Annotated in this window: 16 protein-coding genes; 5 read left to right on the top strand and 11 right to left on the bottom strand. The window is 44.9% G+C overall.

Features of this window, described 5'->3' with window-relative positions; all coding sequences use genetic code 11:
* The first annotated feature begins 203 nt into the window (after nt 1-203).
* The 4 genes from ACZ5NB_RS19230 (at nt 204) to ACZ5NB_RS19215 (ending at nt 3,399) form a co-directional block, all read left to right on the top strand.
* Nucleotides 204-1,229, top strand: a complete 1,026-nt coding sequence (locus tag ACZ5NB_RS19230) for a hypothetical protein (RefSeq protein ID WP_464107737.1) — start codon at nt 204-206, stop codon at nt 1,227-1,229.
* Between the two features lie 298 nt (nt 1,230-1,527).
* Complete coding sequence (locus ACZ5NB_RS19225; RefSeq protein WP_464107736.1) at nt 1,528-2,001, top strand: hypothetical protein; 474 nt, start codon at nt 1,528-1,530, stop codon at nt 1,999-2,001.
* Between the two features lie 316 nt (nt 2,002-2,317).
* Nucleotides 2,318-2,791, top strand: a complete 474-nt coding sequence (locus ACZ5NB_RS19220) for a hypothetical protein (RefSeq protein WP_460234371.1) — start codon at nt 2,318-2,320, stop codon at nt 2,789-2,791.
* Between the two features lie 59 nt (nt 2,792-2,850).
* Nucleotides 2,851-3,399 (top strand): DUF2726 domain-containing protein, encoded by a 549-nt coding sequence (locus ACZ5NB_RS19215; RefSeq protein WP_460234369.1) that lies wholly within the window; start codon nt 2,851-2,853, stop codon nt 3,397-3,399.
* A 63-nt stretch (nt 3,400-3,462) separates the two neighbouring features.
* Here ACZ5NB_RS19215 and ACZ5NB_RS19210 read toward each other — a convergent pair whose 3' ends face one another.
* The 4 genes from ACZ5NB_RS19210 to ACZ5NB_RS19195 all read right to left on the bottom strand — a co-directional run bounded on the left by ACZ5NB_RS19210 (nt 3,463) and on the right by ACZ5NB_RS19195 (nt 5,336).
* Complete coding sequence (locus ACZ5NB_RS19210; protein WP_464107735.1) at nt 3,463-4,107, bottom strand: hypothetical protein; 645 nt, start codon at nt 4,105-4,107, stop codon at nt 3,463-3,465.
* Nucleotides 4,108-4,185: 78 nt separating this feature from the next.
* The gene (locus tag ACZ5NB_RS19205; RefSeq protein WP_464107734.1) at nt 4,186-4,560 is read right to left on the bottom strand and encodes a hypothetical protein; all 375 of its coding nucleotides are present in this window, start codon (nt 4,558-4,560) and stop codon (nt 4,186-4,188) included.
* Entirely contained in the window at nt 4,557-4,778 is a 222-nt protein-coding gene (locus ACZ5NB_RS19200; protein ID WP_460234365.1) for a hypothetical protein, read from the bottom strand. Before ACZ5NB_RS19200 ends, ACZ5NB_RS19205 begins: the two co-directional genes overlap by 4 nt.
* Before the next feature lie 435 nt (nt 4,779-5,213).
* A complete protein-coding gene (locus ACZ5NB_RS19195; protein WP_464107733.1) occupies nt 5,214-5,336 on the bottom strand; it encodes a hypothetical protein in 123 nt (40 codons plus the stop codon).
* A gap of 213 nt (nt 5,337-5,549) precedes the next feature.
* On the opposite strand from ACZ5NB_RS19195, the gene ACZ5NB_RS19190 reads away from it, so the two are divergent.
* On the top strand, nt 5,550-7,691 hold the full coding sequence (locus tag ACZ5NB_RS19190) for a hypothetical protein (protein ID WP_464107732.1): 2,142 nt from the start codon (nt 5,550-5,552) through the stop codon (nt 7,689-7,691).
* Nucleotides 7,692-7,772: 81 nt separating this feature from the next.
* Here ACZ5NB_RS19190 and ACZ5NB_RS19185 read toward each other — a convergent pair whose 3' ends face one another.
* From ACZ5NB_RS19185 to ACZ5NB_RS19155, 7 genes are all read right to left on the bottom strand, one after another.
* On the bottom strand, nt 7,773-8,405 hold the full coding sequence (locus tag ACZ5NB_RS19185) for a hypothetical protein (RefSeq protein ID WP_464107731.1): 633 nt from the start codon (nt 8,403-8,405) through the stop codon (nt 7,773-7,775).
* A gap of 235 nt (nt 8,406-8,640) precedes the next feature.
* Nucleotides 8,641-10,884, bottom strand: coding sequence for a TolB family protein (locus ACZ5NB_RS19180; RefSeq protein WP_464107730.1), 2,244 nt, complete (start codon nt 10,882-10,884; stop codon nt 8,641-8,643).
* Nucleotides 10,885-10,921: 37 nt separating this feature from the next.
* Nucleotides 10,922-12,892 carry a hypothetical protein gene (locus ACZ5NB_RS19175; protein ID WP_464107729.1) on the bottom strand — a complete coding sequence of 657 codons (1,971 nt, stop codon included), beginning with the start codon at nt 12,890-12,892 and terminating at the stop codon, nt 10,922-10,924.
* Nucleotides 12,893-12,997: 105 nt separating this feature from the next.
* Nucleotides 12,998-16,126, bottom strand: coding sequence for an AAA family ATPase (locus ACZ5NB_RS19170; protein ID WP_464107728.1), 3,129 nt, complete (start codon nt 16,124-16,126; stop codon nt 12,998-13,000).
* 245 nt (nt 16,127-16,371) lie between these two features.
* On the bottom strand, nt 16,372-17,742 hold the full coding sequence (locus ACZ5NB_RS19165; protein ID WP_464107727.1) for a hypothetical protein: 1,371 nt from the start codon (nt 17,740-17,742) through the stop codon (nt 16,372-16,374).
* A 522-nt stretch (nt 17,743-18,264) separates the two neighbouring features.
* Nucleotides 18,265-19,038: an anti-sigma factor gene (locus tag ACZ5NB_RS19160; RefSeq protein ID WP_464107726.1), complete on the bottom strand. Its 774-nt coding sequence runs from the start codon at nt 19,036-19,038 to the stop codon at nt 18,265-18,267.
* Complete coding sequence (locus tag ACZ5NB_RS19155; RefSeq protein WP_464107725.1) at nt 19,031-19,645, bottom strand: RNA polymerase sigma factor; 615 nt, start codon at nt 19,643-19,645, stop codon at nt 19,031-19,033. The genes ACZ5NB_RS19160 and ACZ5NB_RS19155 overlap by 8 nt, the downstream gene beginning before the upstream one ends.
* Between the last annotated feature and the right edge of the window lie 105 nt (nt 19,646-19,750).

The raw sequence follows: 19,750 nt of genomic DNA, 5'->3' as shown, positions 1-19,750 counted from the left end.
GAAAAGTATCGCGGGCTTTTTTGTGGAATGAAGAAGCTGCGTTGACTTTTTGTTTTGCGAAGCCTGCACTTGTTTTCTACCGCTGAATAAATTGAAATAAATAATCCCAATAAATAGCTGGACGACCTAATTCATTTCGTAAGCGCCGCTCAAGGTGCACCTAGCTAACTATCCCTATATTAAACGAAAGGTAAACCACTGTTATGAAAACAGGACCACTAGCGCGCTCTATTGTTCTAAGTAGCTTGGCTCTCTTGTTAACTGCCTGTTCGGATTCCGGCGAGGAGCATGAAGATGCTTTCACCGAGGAAGAAAACTACCCCAATGAATACAGAGCTGATAATGTCGGCGACGTAGCCGACGGCTGGCGCAAGGGTACGTTAGGTATTGAACTACTGGTTAATCAGACGGGAGTCTATAACGAGACGTCGGAAAATACACCAAGTGCTGGGTCGGAGCACAGTAGCAATATTCAATGGTCCTATAATCTAAATGTCAACACATCGCTCGATGTTGAAATACCCGAGGATCTATCGGTATACATGCCAGAAGGATCGGATGGAGAACGCTATGACTATCTCACCTCATCACCTTTTTACGAAACAGGCGATTCCGACAGCGTGCAAACCTTCGGGGAGCTAACCTATCAACTCGACTATTCGATGGAATCTCCAAGTGCTGCTGATGTAAAACAAATGGAAAAACACATCACCGGTACCGGAACAGAATTTTTCTTAAACCTGACGCACATGCAGCCGTCAATATTTGGTCAAGGATACGAGTTTACTCTTAAGTTAGACTACGACTACTCGCAAGAGGGAGCGCTTAAGTCGATCGACAAAAACGGTAATGAAACGACACTGGATCTTGCAGACGTTGGCTCGGAAGAATTTAGGTTTGATGTATTTCCGCAACCCAATGACGATGGCCTCAATGATTACCCCTACCTGTATGAAGAGCGCCAAGTGATGGATCAGCAAAGCTTGCAGCAACTTGAAAAAATCAAATTCGGAGTGCTATCACAATTGCAGGAAATAGCGACAGGACAAGTCGATTTTATCCACCAAATGCACGTTGGTGCCGTCACAACAATGACTGAAGATTTACTGGTTGTTGAATATCACTACGATGGTACAAACGTATTACCGCTGATGGGCGGGCTAGATACTCTCGTGGCAAAGCCTAAAACGAGCGAGATCAACATTGTCATTACGTTGAAGCCTCAATGATGGTCTACCCGTAGTATACTAAATCAAGTAAGTAAGAATCGTCTCAAGAAAAGCCCGCGATACCGCAAATATCGCGGGCTATTTTGTGTTTCTCAACAATGTAGTGTATCAGTCGATTTCGCACATTAGCGCATAGCTAGACATCTTTGCAGTAATGTGGATACTTAGCCTACATCTATTGCTGTATTAAGCATGGCGATACAACTGCTTGCTTATAAAAGAGATTCATTAGTATTTTTCCGAATCCCTAAATAGCCAAAAACACAATAAATAATAACGCTAAACAAGGTAGAGATTGATGAATAACCCATACTCGACGCCTGAAGCCAATCTTGAAACATCAGATGGCAATGAGCTCTATTTACAATTACCACGATTTTCCTGCTGGGGCGTGTTTGGATTAACGTTTATTACCGCAGGCATATATTATATGTATTGGCTGTACAAGCGGACGGAAATGCTCAATGCTGTTGCCATTAAGCCTATTCCCAAATGGCTGATCGTTACTACTATGATTAGCTATGTCATCTATTTCCCTGTTTCCTACATGCCTGAGTCAATGCTGTCGGAGATTTTGTATCTGAATATATTGATAGGCGCTACCATAGTATATTTCGTTTTCTATTATTGGTGGGTGTTTGCATTTAAGAATCAACTAAAACTACTATCGGTAGGTAGTAACGTTAAGATAGGCGGCTTTCTCACATTTCTATTACAAGTCATTTATTTGCAATACAAAATTAATGAGCTCCATGATTTGAAGAATGCATAGTTCTACCTAAGGCGAGCTTTCTTAAAAAAGCATGCCCAGATGGTTAAGGGGTTAGCTCGTGCGCGTTGACGGTAATCCATTTCAGAAGTGATGCTGTCGACTACTACAGAAAGCCCGCGATACTGAAGGTGTCGCGGGCTTATTTGTTACTAAGGCTTGTTTGAATATTCAGCGTAGTGGCAGAGTAACTGACAAACACAATAAATTTGAATATTAATTAGTCTATAAAAATACGGTTCGTAATATATAGACTTATGTACCTAGATGTGGATACTTGATGCCCAAATTAAATTGTTGACCAAAGAAAGGGAAAAGTATGAGGGCTTTTTTATTACTATTCGTAGCATTTCTAGCTTCTTGTGATGCTAAAGAAGGATTTATATCTGGTTTCAGTATTGGTGCTGACACTGATATTAGTATTTTGTGCTCGAGACAAAATCAGATTCTATCTGCGAGTGTTGTGGAGGAAACTGATGAATCTGTATTCGTTGAGGTGGAGTATTTCTACGATAATTCTTTTGGAGATAATGCCAGCATTCATATTGAACCATTGGCCGACTTATATTGGACACATCAATCCATAAAGCCAATGTTGGGGCAACATAAAGTAATAATAAAGTTGAATCACCCAAACTTTGGAAATAGCCCGGATGTAATTGAAGTAAAAAAGGCAGAGGTTATGTTTCGAATAAAAGAGTACGACGAGCAACGAAAATCCTATCTGTCATCGAAGCTTACATCCCACTTCTTCGCACTAGAAAAAACTTTTTACAAGAAAAATTCTGACTAAAAATACGTTTATGGACAGGCAGCTACCTAGCTGCCACTCAATACGGATTTGCAAGTACAATGAACATATTGAAGCTGCTTTGGGAAATAATCGCCTCTATATTCAAAGGTTCTCATATTGAGGCGAAAGAAAATACTCGTAGAGAGAGAAGTTTCACAAGCTCCGGCTTCGAAAGAGATCATCAAGACAGGCAAACACAAACAATTAAGCGAAATAGCTATACATCTCAAAGGCTCCTAAATAAAGGGGAAGAGACTCTTTATTGGTCTCTTATTAAGCACCTTAAAAGAGAATATTATGTCCACTCACAAGTGAGTTTAGGTGAGCTTCTTGCTTGTGGTGATGAGAGTGGCTACAGAGCTATAAATTCAAAAAGAGCAGACTTTTGTATAACTAACAAAAGATTTAACCCATTGTTGGTTATTGAATTCCATGGAAAAGGCCACTTTCAGGGCAATGCAAAAAAACGTGACCATAACAAAAAGCTGGCACTTGAAAAAGCTAATATTATTTATCACGAAGTATATGATTCGGAGCTAATATCGATTGATCAACATATAAAAAATAGAATATTGCCTATGTTAGAAACTGCCAACAAGTGCATTTAGGGGAGCTGCACCTTAATTGTCTTTACATTAATAGATGCAACCGGGTTCGAAAGCATTGGATTGTTAGTCGATTATACTCAATCCAGGAATGCAATCATCAACACCGGATAACTTACCCCATTTTAAAATAACTGAAAGAGCCGTATTAAATCCCGAAACTGCTGATTTAGAATTAATACTATTCACAAAGGATGGTTCAAATCTTTTAGGTTTTGCCATAAAATCGATAGTAGATATAGCCCCACCATCTTCAAGCTGTGTATGCTTAATAGGTGGCATAATCAGCTTTCCCGCAGTATCGCTCAATTTATAGTGGACTAAGTTATTTCTATAATTCGCTAGTTTGATAATTTGTTGGGTGAGTTGTTTTTCTAGTTTATAGTTGAATTTCTTATCAAACATTATCCGTAATTTTGCACAAACAGATCCCTCACCCTTTTCCATTTTGTAGGGCGACCGAAGTCTTATGAAGTCATTCAGTTCATCCTTTTCTAAAATATCTACTGAAATCTCGTTTACGAATGCTTCTATGGCCATAGTAGAGAACATAACCGATGTGATGCTTGCAACTAGTTCATCACCAGGATCAGCGGAAATAGAAGCTCTCGCATTATCATGAGCTTGGTCTAAATACAATCGAACTAACGATATATGAAAATATCTTACGGTATTCGAACCATCGAAACTCGCTTCATATACTGTCGGCATTTAATCTCCGTCTTTGGGGCGCTACATTAGGCGTCCCGCCGAGTTTTTTAGCGGCGAATAACAGCCGCTTGTGATCGCTCACACAACAAACTCTACAGGGTCTTTAGACACCCATGTTTTTTTACGCATAATAGTAATTACAATATTTTCTTGATGTCGCCCATTGATATTAACGCTTTTCTTATTTACTGCGCAGGGCATATTTATATGTGACGTAACGCACCGTATGTTGAAGGTGTCGTTGTGTTTAAGTGCTGCAATGCGTGATTTATGTAACGCGTTGATACGGTTAAAGATACTTTGCAACTCTCGTAGTTTGATCATTGGATCATTTCGTTTATCGTTCACTCTATCTCGGGTAAAGTGAACTGAAAGTTTAAATGACATGTTGTCGTCATAAAGCATTGCATTGACAGAGTCTTCAAGCGTTCTCAATTCTCCTTCAGTGATCATTGCCCGCCTCCAACAAACTCCAAATAGAGGGACTCGAGCATTTCATTAAGTTCTTCATCGCTTTTAGCGGTTAACTCACCAGCTGCAGTAGACTCTTCAAGGTTGCCTATACGCACTTCGAATGTTTCGTTGTCGAAACTATCAACGAAGATGTGCCTATCTCTACTTTCATCATAAAATGACGCATAATTTTCCTTGATTGTCATATTAAACTTCATTTGTTTTCCTTACTTTGATGACATGTGTGTTAATCGCATATCTAGCTACCTGGTCTTCTTGCCTTGGACAGTATGTAAAAGATACAGTGCTGTCAAATGCGAGGGTGGTGGGAAAAACGTCTTTAGATCAACAGCTTAATAAAGATGAAGAAAAATCCATGTTCTTTGCAAGCAGCAGTCTGATTTAGGAGGCACCTGGACCAGCTGGCTGTTACAGGCGTTCAGCATTTGAAGGATATGCTGCAACGCATTTCCCCTACTCCCCCAAGGCGAGAAGCAACCACCCAATGAGGATTACCTGTAAGGCGGGCTAGACAGGACCTTCTGAGGCAGGGCAGACAATTGCTCCTGCATTGTCTGCATACATACCGTCCATGGCAATAACGCCGAAGAGAGCTGCATGGATGCATTCACGCGTGTCCTGGCTGGCCCGCCTTACAGGTAAACCGTGCCAAGCACTCCGATACCCAGCTCTTCAACTGACGCTATCCCCGCAAACGCACTCTTGGCTAATAAACAAACCAAATCAACAATAGTGCGTGGCGCCAATTTAATCATTATTGGCGCTCAAATATTCTTTGCGGATTGTCTCCACAAGCAAACTAACCCCCACCAAAAAAATTCCAAATTTTTTATCCCCAACCGCAACTTTTCAAAAAACCACCCGTATGCCCTTTCGACTGGATTAATTGCTTCTCGCATTAAACCCGCACCCGACACACAAAGTGTCACCAACTCTAGAAAAGTATTACAAAGAAGGAGAATGATCCGATGTTAAATCACACGACGTTAACGGATTACAAAAACACACTCGCCGCAGGTGTATTGATGGCCGCCGCGCTAAGCACAAACTTACAGGCTCAAGAGGTGCTGGATGTCTCGCACCTCAACGTTTCCTATTTATCGGCAAGCTCATCAAGCGAGCTGCTTTTTCGGGCACAAAACAAAGGGCAGGATTTTTTAAATAAAGTTGAATCACAAAGTTCCCCAGGGTTTTGTGACAAACAAGTCCAAGGCGGACTTAAAGTACTTGAAAGCCTGATAAAGCTAGTTCCTGGATCAGGCATCCTGTCTGACCTTCTTAAGATAGGGGGCGGCGCAGGGGTAGCCTCTACGTGTAATGGAGCTAGTGGTCTGACGTTTACCTGGGAAGAGATTATGCGCGAAGTGGATAGAAAAATTGACCTTGCGCTGACAGATCTTCAACGCCAACAAATGCGCGATTTGTTTGGTTACTTCTCGCTTGAATTTGAATCGCGAACTGATCGGTTATTGCTAGCGGAACAAGGCGAGTTAAGCCAAACAGATTTGCTTATCCTAATTACCGAGCTAAGTAATATCGTCGGTGATATCGAGCAAGCAGAAACCTTGTTCAGTGCCGGCAACGAATGGACGCAAGTGTCATTCTTACCACACCTCTATGCTCTTAAATACAATATTCATCTCGTGCTTGTGGAGCTATACGGTCTACATGATGATTTAGACCAAACCGCGTTTGACCACCTCAACTTGCAAATAGAACAGTCTCGTATTCGCGCAATACAAGGTATTGTTAGAGCGAATGATCATTTTGCTGAGTTTGTATCCTCTCGTGATCTTGCGACTGCTAAATACAAGTTCACTAAAAAAGTTGACAATGGGTTTATCTCAACATGGAATCGTTCATATCGAATCACATTCACTGATGCGGATAATAATACCGGAGTCTATGAAAGCCGATGTAAGGGTAACCCCTGTAACGGTATTTCCGCAAATACGTGGTACGCCAGAAGAGATCGCAATTTGCGGGCAACGGCCGAGCGCTACGAAGAAATGTGGCAAGGTTTATTTGAATCCCGTGATGAGAGTTACCGTGACTTTGTCGATAGTGTGAATTACTTTAAAGGGCAGCAATTGTTTTTGGTAGCGGCTGAACTTTACAACCATACAACCGACCTCAATACCGCGTACTGCTTGCAACCCTCGCTCGAGTTCGAGGGCGACACGGCGTTGACGACAGAGCCCTGTAGCTTTGGTAAATACGAACGTAATGGTGTTGCAGTTGTGGAGCGAGAAAGTGCAATTGATAGTTGGAGAGTACATGACAAAACCGGGATTGTGATTAACGAAGCTACCGGCTTGTGTTTGGATCTAGCCGAGAATAAAACCGACCTGCATTTATCCGCATGTAAATACGACCTCGACCTCGAACGCGACGAGCGAAGCACGCAAGAGTGGGCCATGCTCGAGCAGGGCTTAATCGTCAACCGTAATACGGGAGAATGTTTAATTACGCCGGAAGAATTGCGACGATCTCATACAGATTGGAGCTCGACGTTACAGATGAAAGCCTGTGATACAAAAAGCATTAAAGATGTGAAGGTTGATCTCGGTGTAGTCCGGTATTCTCGTGACATTAAACAAATGTGGGAGTTGTTTACACTAGAGAATTGTATTGAAGAAGGTGTGTGTACGACCACAGATGCCGTTTCCTTCGATTTTCCAACGCGTCGCGTGGAAGCCAAAAAACGCCATGTGCTTCCCGCCGACACGATCGATCAATTTAATCAACAAGCATCTTTGGAGTCCGCCGTACCAGGCTTTACCGATACTGGGTTTCTAAGCTTCTCCGCCCGCAATGACCGCGCTAAATGGGAAGACCTTGAGATTATTGCAGGCAAATACAGGCTTACCATTGTCTACCAAGGTGTTGAGTATAACGAGCCAGTCAATTCGCGATTAAAATTGGAAGTGAATGATCAACCTGTATTCGACAGAATCAACTTGCCACCGATTAACGCCGGTGAAAAAGGCAAGGTAGAGTATGACATTAACCTACCCAACTTTAGCCGAATGCTAGCGTTGCGCTCCATTGGTAGCGAGGGTAACTACTTAATTGATAAATTGGTATTGACGCCGATAAGTGAAGACTAAGGGAAAAGTAAAAGCGCTTGTAAAACGTGGCGAGTAAATGAATTGTGGGGCATAAAGCCCCACAAGACTCATGTAATAAAACTAATCAGCACAGGGGACGTCTCGTCCATATTTATCCACGCAGTAACTGCCTAGTTCTACGCAAACGCCGTCGCCGTCACAATCCCATACCAGACATTTGGCTTGATCTTGATTGGTCCACGTGCAATCGGTCTCAAAAACTCCCTGCTTAATATCGTCGCCTTTAAAACCCGTAAATTGAGATGGTAAGGGTTTAGCGTCAGGTTTATCGAGTGCGGCCTTGAGTGAACGCCCATCATCGCTTTCAATAATACGATAGGACGAAACGCTGAGCTGAGGTGTTTTACGTCCTTTGCCGCTACCATCGTAGGTTATCTTACCAATGCCTGACGTGCAGGGTGTGGTAATGATTTGATAGTTGGGAATAATGGGGTCCCAGCTAATAACGGTATTGTTGCGGCAGTTTTGAAAGCTCTGAGAAACAACATTGATAACACCAATCTCACCCCCATAATCGACCGCCACCGTCACCGCAGAAAAGCCATCACTGTCGAATACATCACACTCAACAGCGAGTGGGATAGAACATTGTATTTGCGGTGCGGCAATGGCTGTGTGTGAACCACAGAACGTCCCAAGAAAGACAAATATTGCAGAAAAGAAAGAAAAACGATTGATAAATATAGTTAACATAGTTAAGTCCTTTTAGTGATGAATGACGTATTACCGTCGGGATATTGTAATCATCGATCATGGTTACAATTTGTTGTTTGGCGCCGGTCCTCAAATTAATCAACGCCAAATGTCTTTTAATACCTAATATCCGCTGGTCTCTAAGGCCCCTATTAGCGCCAGTTCTTATATTGTCCTATTACCTTTGATGTCTAGTGCCTTTCAAAGCCAGGTGCAGTCCAATGCAATGCTTTTGTCAGTGAACTTCAACGTTATCAATGGTCTCATTGTCCGAAAATAGCTCATGTAACGCCTGGTTTTCTCCATCAAATTCGCCAAGAAAAAACTGTAGAGGATCTATGGCCGAAATGCGCGCTTCATAAATTAGTGCATTACTACTCGGAGACCACCAATACTCGCGTAAAAAACCGGTCTCAAGAAGAGGCACGCTGACTCTGGTACTCACAGTCCCATCAAGGGATCGGATGTATAAGGCTTTACTCTCGTATGCAACTTCAGTGTCGTTGTCACGGTAGGCCAAATATTGACCGTCCGGCGAAAAAGAGGGACTGATGGTGTAGAACTTTCTTACATTGTCGACATCAAGGTCCATTAGCGTATAGGTGTTTGAACCATCCTTAGAAAAGTATTCGACGCTAGCGAATTCTATCGAACCATCTAATGGTGAAACATTTTGAATTAGCGCTAAAATTCCTTCGCCGTCAGGTGTCCACATAAAATCAGTTATGTAATTCAACTCGTTTCGTAAATTAATTAGTAGCGTTGTGTTGTTATCGATTGTCGCTGTCGATTCATCGAAAACATCATCAATGGTGGTTACCCATAAGCTGGTGAAGTAGTCGGAATCTGACATTGCCGGTGTTAACCCTCTAACATAAGCTATTTCATCGCCAGAGTTTGACCATTGTAAATTTTGAACAAAATAGTCATCGATTAGTGGGCGTGGATAGGCCAAACGCTCTTGCGGTAGCTCATGGCCTTTTCGATAATTATGATAGAGGTATAGCTGGCCAGGAATTTCGTCACCGAGTAATTGCCCGAGAGCGGCATCAGGATTGTTAGTGTGACGATGGCGTTCAGTATTCTCGCTGGCAAACGCTAAATGTGGTTCGGCTGGAGACCAGGCTGCTGCAAGCACTTGTTCCGCCTCAATAGAGGGGAATGTATCTATCTCTTCCAAATCAATTACGGGGCGACTGACGAGTAGTACATGATCTATGGCGCCACCGTTTCGTTCTATTTGACCAATAAAAGAGTAATGGCCAGCGACCGATGTATCATGGCTGTGTGGCGCAATAATAGTGTTGTCCATTAACACCAATGGTACGTTAAATTTTGGATAAAGCGCGCAGGTGCCATAATCCGGAGCGTCTGATGTGCACTCTTGACGCGCATCGGAATGATCAGTGAACTCTTCATCCGTTAAAAAATCTCGGTATTCGATCAAACTAAAATCTCGGAATAGCCAGTTAGTATCGCCGTGAACGGAGGCGATATACGTGTGATCTTCCCCATCATTCGAGTGGTACACTTCCAGCGCGACGCCATTATTGTTGCCTAACCAGGTCAGTCTGCTGGTATCGGGGTCGTCAATTAATTCAACACCATAGGGGTTGCCGCCGCCAATGATTGGATACAAATCGTTTTCCGGCCAAAAGCCGCTGCTGAGATCATTGCTGCCATAATTAAGATACGAGGTTGAGTTTGCGCTTAGGTCATACACATAATGCTGCAATTCCCCTTCACCGAAATCACCAAGATACGCAATTTTCTCACTATTTAGCGACCAATTAATATTGCGCGTCAGCGCTCCATTGCCATCGATATTTAGTGGGCTGACATCAGTGATTTCGAGGGTTTCTATATCCACCATGTGCAGCGCATCACATGATGTGTCGAGTAGACCGCCAGGTTCGTTGATGTTGTAGGCAACATGTTGACCAGACGGGCTGATGCGAAAGCTACAAATTTCCATACCTTCGGGTGCCGTGGCTAGAGAAATAATATTATTTGAAGGTAAGAGGCTGTTAGTTGTTGTAGAAAAGTATTGTAGATAAAGGGATTCTTCTTCACTGACGGTATCGTCCACCTGAAAAACGGCATAGTGCCGATTGAGTAGCGTGACGACTACAATATCCATCTCAGAATCATCGGTGGCGCCGACGGGTTGTACTTCAAATTCAGCGACAACGTTTTCTGTCAGCACCCAAGGCATTGTGAGCTGATAAATTCCGTCGGAAATAGGTTCAACGTTTATCGTAGGCCCGTTTAGTTGTTGCCATTCTACATCGGTTGCGTCGATGCCAAGATCTATCTCAATACGGCTGCCCTCAAAGGCGCTGACCTCGATAACAGTTGGTTCGTTCGGGTTTGCAACCAGGTTGCCCGATCCGCTGTTACCTCCTCCTCCACCGCCGCACGCACTTAAACCAATTAGCAGTGGGAAAAAATAAGGCCGCTTTACATAGGGAAAAATCATAGTAACTCCTTTTACTGTTGCCCTATAAATACGCCGATTACTCTTCGACGCTTATGTTTGCTACGTTACTGTTTTGGTTGACTGGAATCAGGCCAGGCGTTGCTGATTCCATAAAGCTGTAAATGACATCGTAATCGCCAACCACAACATGTCTTTCAATTGGATCGAGGTTAGTTACATTAGTCAGTATTCGATCTGTTTCACTGGTGCCTATATGAATATGCGCAAATGTGTAGGGAGAGTTGCTAAATGCCGCGTTGTTAAGAGTTGGGGTAATACGAATGTTTTGCGTGATAAAGTCATAGGTGATCGTTTGGTCTGACTCAATCTCGGCACCAGAAATAAATTCAAAGTTTGAATTGTAAGGCACGTCGCCTGTTGATTCGCGAAGGCGATAGTAAAAACTATAGGTGCCAGGGATGACCCGAATGCTGCTTGAATTTACGTTATAAGTTTCACTCCAATAGAACGCTTCTTCGCTATCAGTATTCGCGAGATAAATATGCCCATAGTTATAAGCGCTTAGTGGAAAGTCATCGCCATTGAGTGTGAGGTTCGACGAAATTGTGACAACCGGTAGATCGACATCCACAGTACGAGTAGTGAGGATCTCTAATCCACGCTGAAAAATGGCTGAAGGGTTATGCGGCATAACACCATTGATCTCACGACGCTCGTATTCAAGATCATATACGCCGGTAACGACTAAGAGAGGCGAATAGCTAACCTCGTAGGTGTTGCCGATCATGAGCTTGGAGCCAGTACGGCTATCGACTAAATAAATGCGGCCATAGTCGTAGGCGCTGACAGGTGGTGTTGTACCATTGACAAAAAATGAGCCTGAAATTTGAACGGCCTCTACGTCAAGGCTCAGTGATAAACTACCATTTTCAACAACAATGTCCTCTCTAATAATGGCGTTTTTGTTTTGCGGTGCTTCACTTTGGAATTCTCGGCCTTGGTAGTGTGCATTATAAGTGCCGTTGATAACTTGTACTGACGTCAAGCCCTCGTAGCTGCGGCCAAGAAAAACACTGTCTTGTTGCTCGGAATCTCTTAGGTAAAAGTGTCCATAATCATAGGCGCTATTAGGGAAACTCTCGCCATTGACAAGAAATTCACTGCGTACCGTTGACGATTCTATCGCAATGTTGAGTTCTTCAGAGCTTGTCAGCACAACGTTGTTCGCGATGACCTTGTAGGTATTTGTTGGAATCTGGTTGCCAGACACATAGCGGTAAATAATGGTGTATTCACCGGGAATAATCTTGAGTGGGTTTGTAAGTGTGTTGGTTGCACCTAAATCGATGAGTGTTTCCGAATTGGTTGATTGTAAATAGAGATGAGCAACCTCTTGTGGTGCGGTCGGAAAGCTTTGACCATTCAGGGTAAAAACGGGTGATATTTCAACTGTGCTTACATCGATGTTTTCGAAGTGATTTTGCGTCACGGAAAATGAATTATCTTCGAGCGACTCGGCATAGTTCAACGGCAATGTGTTATCGGTGACAGTGGTTGATAGTGTAAAGCGTGGTGTATTTGGGCTTGCCGTGCCGACAAACTGTATCGGTAACGCGTTGACTTCATTCGTTTCTGCCAACAGGTTGGGCTGAAAAGGTGTCAGTGTTGCAGTTTCATAACTGTACTCGGGCACGTAGCTTTTATTAATTACCGAGACTTCGAAGCTAGCGTCGGAAAAATAGCCTAGAAAAACTTCTTCAACCCGGTTCGGCTGGCTCATCAGCCGAATTGAAGCGTTTTCTAAAAATACGGCACTATTTGCGTTTGGGTTGGTGTAGGGCTCCCCATCAAGTAAATAATCGCCGGAAATTGCGGCCGCTTCGATGTTAAGCGCAAACGTTGTGGCGGGGGCTTCCTGTTCAACGACAGGCGGTGTCTCAACAAAGGACTGACTCGAAGAGCTGTCTGAGTCATCACCGCCGCAAGCGCTTAAACACAAAGCGCCAAACAGGCTTATGAATAGGCGGTGGGTTGGGGTGATTGCCATTGCTCTAAACTCCGCAGCATCCGTTCTTTGGGTTGAATTGTCTGCGAATGAGTTTAAGAAGTGTGCTTGGGCCAAACCTGACGAGTTTGTGAGCTAATTGTGACGCTAGAGCTGGAGGTCCAGAATTCGTTGATCCATACCGAAGCGATGGCAGAGCTGTTGAGCTTTAACGGCATGTTCATCCGCGTCTGGTTGCGAGCCCAAGTGTTGATAAAGGTGTGAAGTGACGATATGAACTCTGGGGGCAAAGAAGAGGTCATCACAGGCATAGGCGTGTCGGAGTGCGGTAAGTGCTGCATCAAGTGCCGATTGGTATTGATGCGCTAACAGCAGGGTTTCCGCTTTTAACCCATACCAATTGGCCAATTGCACGCCCGCACCCGTTGCTTCAAATATTTCAATCCCTTCTTTGGTCGCGGCATTGGCCGCCTGTGCCTTGCCCTGGCGCGCCTGTGCCCAACCTGCCATGACCAATGCTGTGCCTAACCAGAAATTAAAATGGTGCTCGCGGCTGATGGTTATGGCCTTGGTCGCAATGGTTAGGCAGCCATCTATATCGCCTTCTAACATTAGGTGCTCGGAGCACAGCGCGCAATGAATAGACTCTGCGTACGGGTTTGGATGTACTCGCGAAAGTGTTTGAGAGCGTTGGAAAAACTCCCGCGCCTCATCGGTCTTACCTAAAAGGCTGGCGGTCCATGCGGCATAAGCGGCACAAGAGACAGCGGCGTTTTGCTCTGGCAAGGTTGCCGGTGGATTATCAGTAATGTAGTTAAGCCCGATTCTCAAGTGTTCTAACGCGGTATTGAGCTTGCCGAGGTGAAGGTGTAACTGCCCAATACCGGCATGCGCTTGTAACATCAATGCCGGTTGCTGAGATTGTTGCGCAATAGTCATCAGCTGATTTGCGTGAGTCAGCGATTGATTTAAATTACCCCTTACCCAATCATGCACCCATAACCCAACCAACACGCGAATTCGAGATTTTATTGAACCGACTACGCCGTTTATTTTGCGTGCTTCAAGGTACGCTTGGCCTGCGTTGGCATCTGCAAAACCCTTTAAGGTGGTGAGCGCTGAAGCCTGCATGAGGAGCAGTTCGAGGACTCGGCTTTGATCGGCCTTCGTCTTCCCGTCAAGTAGCGCTAGGCCGCGTTGGCAAAGTGTGACCGCATCCTGATGCGTCGAGCGTCGCAATGCTGCGCGTGCGGCGGCAGCAAAATATTCAGCGGCTTTTTTAGTTTGACCTGCTTCTTGATGATGCTTGGCCAAAATCTCCGGTCTGGTTGTGGCGAGATCCGTGTGTTTCTCAAGATAGCCAGCCACTTGGCTGTGGAGCCGCATTCGGTCAGGCGTCGCTATCATTGAATAAGCGGTTTCATTAATGAGCATGTGACGAAACTGATAGCTGCCGGCCTCTTCGACTAGGAATCCAGCGTTAATGAGTTCGTCCAATTGGCCCTTCAATTCTGCAATGGGATGACCGTGTAAATAAGACAGCAAATCTTGTGGTGCGGGTGGTCCAATCACCGACAGCATATACAACACCGTCCTTACCGGCTTGGGCAATGAGGCAATGCGAGCAGCGATGACGGCTTGAACCGTTTCGGGCGGTGGCCCATTTGGATCATTGCCAAATTGAGTGGCCAGTGTCAGTTCTTCGAGAAAAAACGGATTGCCCCCCGCTCTTTCAATCAAAATATCAGCGGTGTTTGCTTCGAGGCAATTACCAATATTCGTGTTCCGCAGTAAATTATGACAATCGTTTTTATTTAATGGTGAAAGCTCAATCGTCGCATCAATAGACAAACCCGATTGAACAGGTCGACTGGTCACAATGAGCAAGAGTTGTTTTTTCTCAATATGGTGAATAATGTTGTTGAGATATTCTCTTGATGTAGTATCTAGCCAGTGAACATCTTCTACGAACAGTACTAGCAATTTATTGGAGCAAGTGATTATAAGAAGTTGGTCGAGCAGCGCGTAACTTTTTAATCGACGTTCGTGGTCTGACAAGTTCGCAAGTGTAGCTTCACGACCAACTGACTGACCGCGTAACTCTCGTAACAATGCTTCGTCGATATCGCCCTCTATATAAAACAATGGCTCTAAATTAAGCAGGGTTTCGCATAATGTTTGAATGGGCGCTAACGACGTGTTGCTTAAAATAGGTAAACATTGAAGCGCAACATAGCGGCATTCTGCTGATAAATTTTGCGATAAAAACTCATTGACTAAACGTGTTTTGCCTATGCCGGCCTGTCCTTTGAGCATGACAGATTGACCGCACCCATTCATAGCGGAGTGTAAATGCTCATTTAGAAAAGCAAATTCAGCGCGGCGCCCGACAAATGTTGACGGGTTATTTTTGAGTTGGCCAGCAATGCTTGTTCGCTGGAGTGGTGCGGAAAGTAATTTGAAACCCCTTTCAAGCGCTTCAACATCGACGTCATGACGAAGTTGATCTAGCGTGTTCTTAGTCAGAACGATATCACCTGCAGATCGTTGCTGGTTAAGTTTTACTGCATTCCGCTCGACGTCTCCAGGCAGTCGCCAGCGGTTGTTATCGCTACTTAAAATAGTTGCGCCAGTGTCTATAGCCGCTGACATGGTAATAGGCGCAAATTCTTTTCGATTTGTTAATGTTAACAACAAAGTATGTGCACACAATGTCGCGTGACGAGCAACGTCTTCAAAGGATTTTTCTAAACCGAACGCTGCAGTAAAGCCGTCGATGGTTATACGCAATAACTGACCGTGGTATTGCTCAACCAGCGCTTTTGCTGTTTGTAAACTTGCATTGAGTAAGTCGCTGCTATCGATATTACTGGTAAGGGCTTTCTCTTCATCCCAAGTGAACAATACACTCAGAATTGACACGAGTCGTTTCTCGGTGATGTCGAGTAAATGAGGGCTATCTGTATTGTCGGCGGGAGCGGTATCGGCATTGCCCACATACCGGTAGCCTAAGCCGTGGTGGGTTTTGATGCGGTCATTATTGAGGCCACTTTCACGAAATGCTTTGCGAATTAGACTGATACTTTTTAATAGTGCCGTTTCGGTGCAGTTAGAGGGCCAAAACGCGTCCAAAAGTTCACGCTTGGGAACCATGCGATCTTGGTTGCTAACTAAATAGGAAAGCACCGAAAAGGCCTTTGGAGGCAACGGGACTAGCTTTTGATTTAGGCGGAATTCTCGGCGTTTAGTATCCAATTCCAATTTGGGCGCGCTCACCTAGATTACCTTTATGCAATAATGACTAAACGATTTATATCCTTATATCGGTAGCATTAAGTTAAATACTATGACTGGATCTGCTTTGCCGTTCGACCGTATTGTAGTCAAAGGTTGATAGGCATTATCTATTCTATTTCTCAAAAAAGGCAAGATCTATCTCACAAACAAACATTCAGGGGTGTAGTCGCCCAGCCATACTGTTACATGAGACTAACGCCTGATAAGTGCTCTTTCGTTTCCGACTAAAAACCATAGAGAAACTGTAAAAATACACGCTCTTCGTCGCTGTATACGGGGCTGCTCGTCTTAAAGTTGGCATAGCGTAAGAGTAGTTGGCTATCGCGAGTGATATTAAACGATATATCCACGTCGAGTTCGTCACCATAACTACCACTGCCATTAGCGGCCTTAAACGAATGATAGCGTGCATCGATTTGCCAAGGATTGTTTCGCCAAATGTATTGTAGGGAGTAGTCTTTTAGGCCAGCTGCCGGTGTTAGCAAAAACTTATCGGCCCAGCCATTGAAATCATGCAGCGATGCGAGTGGTGTGACAAAGCTAACGTTGCTATTTTCGTCAAGTAGTTCGTAATTCAACGTCAGCTGGCTGGAGCGGTAGCCAAAACCGACCTCGATATTAAGATATCGGATTGAGGAATCGTCGGCAATTTCTGGACGTTCTTGCAGTGCGAATTCTGCATTAACAATTGGTCGGACGTAAGCGATTCGGCCTTTGTATTCATAGCGCGCGCCGAGGGTGTTGTTCGATAGAGCGAGTGCATCGTCGATATGCATTCTGTAAAAGTACGCTTGCACCCGCGAGTAATCCCACTCTTTTACGTCGGCGAATAATAGATGGGTTTGATGGTCGTGATTACCTAGAAATTGCGGTGGGCGCTGACCACTCTGTTGGATAAAGTTCGCGTCGCTAGATCTAAGCTTAGTGCCCGCGTCCTCACCTTGGATGCGATTGGCGTTACCGACGAAACGATAACTAATTGTTGAAGCAGTCCCAAAGCCAAATTGCAGGCCTGCCATATCAAGTGTTTGCTCGTTTTGCCAAAAACTATTGGTGCCCACAAATCGTTGGTTGCCGAGGTTAACGGCCTCGCGTCCAATAGATAGGTCGAGATTATTGGTGATTGAATAAGAGAGCAGCGCTTGGTTGAGATCAAAACCTTCGGCATCGGGTATTACTGGCTTACCGTTAAAATTCACCCCATTAGTGAATTCATTTTCCCAGCCGAGAGCAACGTAATCCAGCTCTAGCACGGTGCTGACGTTGTCGGTCCATTCGCTATCGGCTCGCAACCTTAGCAATAGTGAGGCAGCTTTCGCATCACTGTCATCGCCGCCTTCGCCATCAACAAAAGCGACGCGGGGTCGTGCGGCGAAAGCTAATTCGTGGTTATCGAATTCCAGCTCCAGTGCCACGATAGGAAAAGAGGCAGTGAGGGCGGTAAGACAACTAGTCAGCAGCGCGAGTGTTCTACCAGTCTTCAGCGTTGCCGTCGTGTAGGAAGGTAATGTGCTCCAGTTGGTCCATTTCGTCGTAGAGCTCGTCGGGCATTGGGTTTTCGCGGCAATCCATGTATTGAAGAGAGGGTAAATCATAGATGTTTATCGTTTCTAATTCGTTGTTAAAAATGTACATTTTTTCCAAACGCGGTAAATCGACGTAATGAAAGTCACTAATTTTATTGTTGTTGGCCTTTATTTCTTTCAGTTTTGTTAGACCGCCTAGCTTGAGTGACCGCAAACCATTGGAAAACAAATACACCTTTTCAAGACTTTCTAACTTCGCAAGCTCTGCTTGTTCAATATTGTTGCGCGCCAGGTTTAACGTTTTAAGTTGTTTGAGGCGAGTAAGATCAACATCGATTCTACTGAGTTTGTTGTTGTAGATCGATAACATGACGACATTGGTAAACGCTTCCAGGCGTTGCAAAGAACGGATGTTGTTGCCGTGACATTTGATGTCAATAAAATCGGCGGGTTGTCGCCATTGCTCTTTCTTGGCAATGCTTTGCAAGCATTGTTGTAGTTTAGGGTCCGATACCGAAAATGTTTGCGCTGCGCTAGTGTGTGCGAATAAAGCCAAAAAACAATAGCAAATTGCTAGCAGTCGCTTGTTCATTAGGCACTATCACCGGCTTTTTCAAGGCGAATGCAAACGCCGGTTGCAATGACTTGCTCGCTGGGTTCATCAAAGGGCGAACCACCAACTTCTTCGCGGGTAATAATGAGGTGCGATGAATCTTTAATGAGTCGCCAGGTGGCTTGATCCAACGGAATGGCATCTTTCTCTGCGCCATCAAACACCACCAGCGGACGAATTTCGCCGTCACGTCGTGATTGCGACCATAGTTGTAAACTGTGGCCATCGGGTTCTTGCCAGTTTTCCCACTTGAGCCATAACGTACTGCCATCGCTGGCGGTGAGTGCGGTTAATACGGGTTGATCCGATTCGTCGACAAGGACCGCAACGTAGTCAGCGTTAAGTGTTTGACCTGGTGGTGTGGGGATATTGGTCACTAGTACGCCGCTCACGACGAACAATAAACAAAACGCAATCGCCGTGGCGGTTTTCCAGGGTAATAACTTTTCCCAAAAGCTCGTCGGTTCTGCTGGTGTATTTCGATTGAGGCGGTTGTTAATTGTAGTTTGAATATTAGCGAGTGTTGTCGCTGCTGGAGGCAATTCGGATAATTCGTCAGCGGGTGGGGTTAATGTTTCCTCCCAGTATCGAACGTCGGCCGCCAAGGTTTCATCGCTGCGCAGTTGTGCCGCAAACGCATCGCGTTCGGCTCCGCGCATGGTACCCAGTACGTACTCAAACGCTTGGCTTTCTTCGTGATTGCTGTTGTTATCAGAATCGTTACCAGAATAATTGTCGGACAGATCATTCATGAGTGAGCACTCCCGACTGAGCGGTTAAACAGTCTTTAAGTTTAGCGCTGCCGCGCCGCAACCACGATTTAATGGTATTGACGTTAGCATCCAGTGCCTCGGCTAGCTCTTCGCGAGAATAACCGTATAGATAGGCCAACTCGACGCTGCGTTTAAATTTGTCGTTCATCCCTTCCAGGCATTGCTTGATTTGCGCGTTTAATTGGAAGCGGTTGTGTACGTCTTCTTGCGACTCTGCGCCGGGTGTCGCCGATAAAATATCGGCTTCTTCTTCCGGTGGTGGGCGATTGCCGTGGCGGCTTTCGTGCCGCAATTTATCAATCGCACGGTAACGGACGATGCTCACCATCCAGGTCAATGGGCTCGATTGGCTTGGCGCGTATTGGCTCGCATTGTCCCAAATTTGGATGAACGCCTCTTGCAGTACTTCGTTGCTGAGATCGCGAGACCCGAGCAGTCGGAACGCCACTGCATTGAGGTAGTTCGCTGTGCGGTGATAAAGCCGTTCTAGGGCTTGTTGGTCGCGCAACGCACACCGCGCTAATAATCCGATTAACTCGTCGTTATCCAAATGGCCTGCCTCAAACTGATAAACCGTTTCGCTCACAGCTCATTCGATAAGGCGCTAGTGAGCGAAAATTTTGCGGGCCATTCTACAAGTGGTGATAGTCAATAAACAAACACGGCGTTTATTCAGCGTTGGAGAGCCATT

It is taken from the genome of Aurantivibrio plasticivorans (assembly GCF_055392955.1).
The sequence above is the reverse complement of the archived record's forward strand: the minus strand, read 5'-3'. Positions and strand labels throughout refer to the sequence as shown.

Excerpts from the sequence above, each read along its gene's own strand:
- ACZ5NB_RS19215 (WP_460234369.1), top strand. The coding sequence starts at position 2,851 with ATGAACATATTGAAGCTGCTTTGGGAAATAATCGCCTCTATATTCAAA.
- ACZ5NB_RS19180 (WP_464107730.1), bottom strand. The coding sequence starts at position 10,884 with ATGATTTTTCCCTATGTAAAGCGGCCTTATTTTTTCCCACTGCTAATT.
- ACZ5NB_RS19225 (WP_464107736.1), top strand. The coding sequence starts at position 1,528 with ATGAATAACCCATACTCGACGCCTGAAGCCAATCTTGAAACATCAGAT.
- ACZ5NB_RS19185 (WP_464107731.1), bottom strand. The coding sequence starts at position 8,405 with ATGTTAACTATATTTATCAATCGTTTTTCTTTCTTTTCTGCAATATTT.
- ACZ5NB_RS19165 (WP_464107727.1), bottom strand. The coding sequence starts at position 17,742 with ATGATTTACCCTCTCTTCAATACATGGATTGCCGCGAAAACCCAATGC.
- ACZ5NB_RS19210 (WP_464107735.1), bottom strand. The coding sequence starts at position 4,107 with ATGCCGACAGTATATGAAGCGAGTTTCGATGGTTCGAATACCGTAAGA.
- ACZ5NB_RS19190 (WP_464107732.1), top strand. The coding sequence starts at position 5,550 with ATGTTAAATCACACGACGTTAACGGATTACAAAAACACACTCGCCGCA.
- ACZ5NB_RS19205 (WP_464107734.1), bottom strand. The coding sequence starts at position 4,560 with ATGATCACTGAAGGAGAATTGAGAACGCTTGAAGACTCTGTCAATGCA.
- ACZ5NB_RS19230 (WP_464107737.1), top strand. The coding sequence starts at position 204 with ATGAAAACAGGACCACTAGCGCGCTCTATTGTTCTAAGTAGCTTGGCT.
- ACZ5NB_RS19160 (WP_464107726.1), bottom strand. The coding sequence starts at position 19,038 with ATGAATGATCTGTCCGACAATTATTCTGGTAACGATTCTGATAACAAC.
- ACZ5NB_RS19175 (WP_464107729.1), bottom strand. The coding sequence starts at position 12,892 with ATGGCAATCACCCCAACCCACCGCCTATTCATAAGCCTGTTTGGCGCT.
- ACZ5NB_RS19200 (WP_460234365.1), bottom strand. The coding sequence starts at position 4,778 with ATGAAGTTTAATATGACAATCAAGGAAAATTATGCGTCATTTTATGAT.
- ACZ5NB_RS19195 (WP_464107733.1), bottom strand. The coding sequence starts at position 5,336 with ATGATTAAATTGGCGCCACGCACTATTGTTGATTTGGTTTGTTTATTA.
- ACZ5NB_RS19220 (WP_460234371.1), top strand. The coding sequence starts at position 2,318 with ATGAGGGCTTTTTTATTACTATTCGTAGCATTTCTAGCTTCTTGTGAT.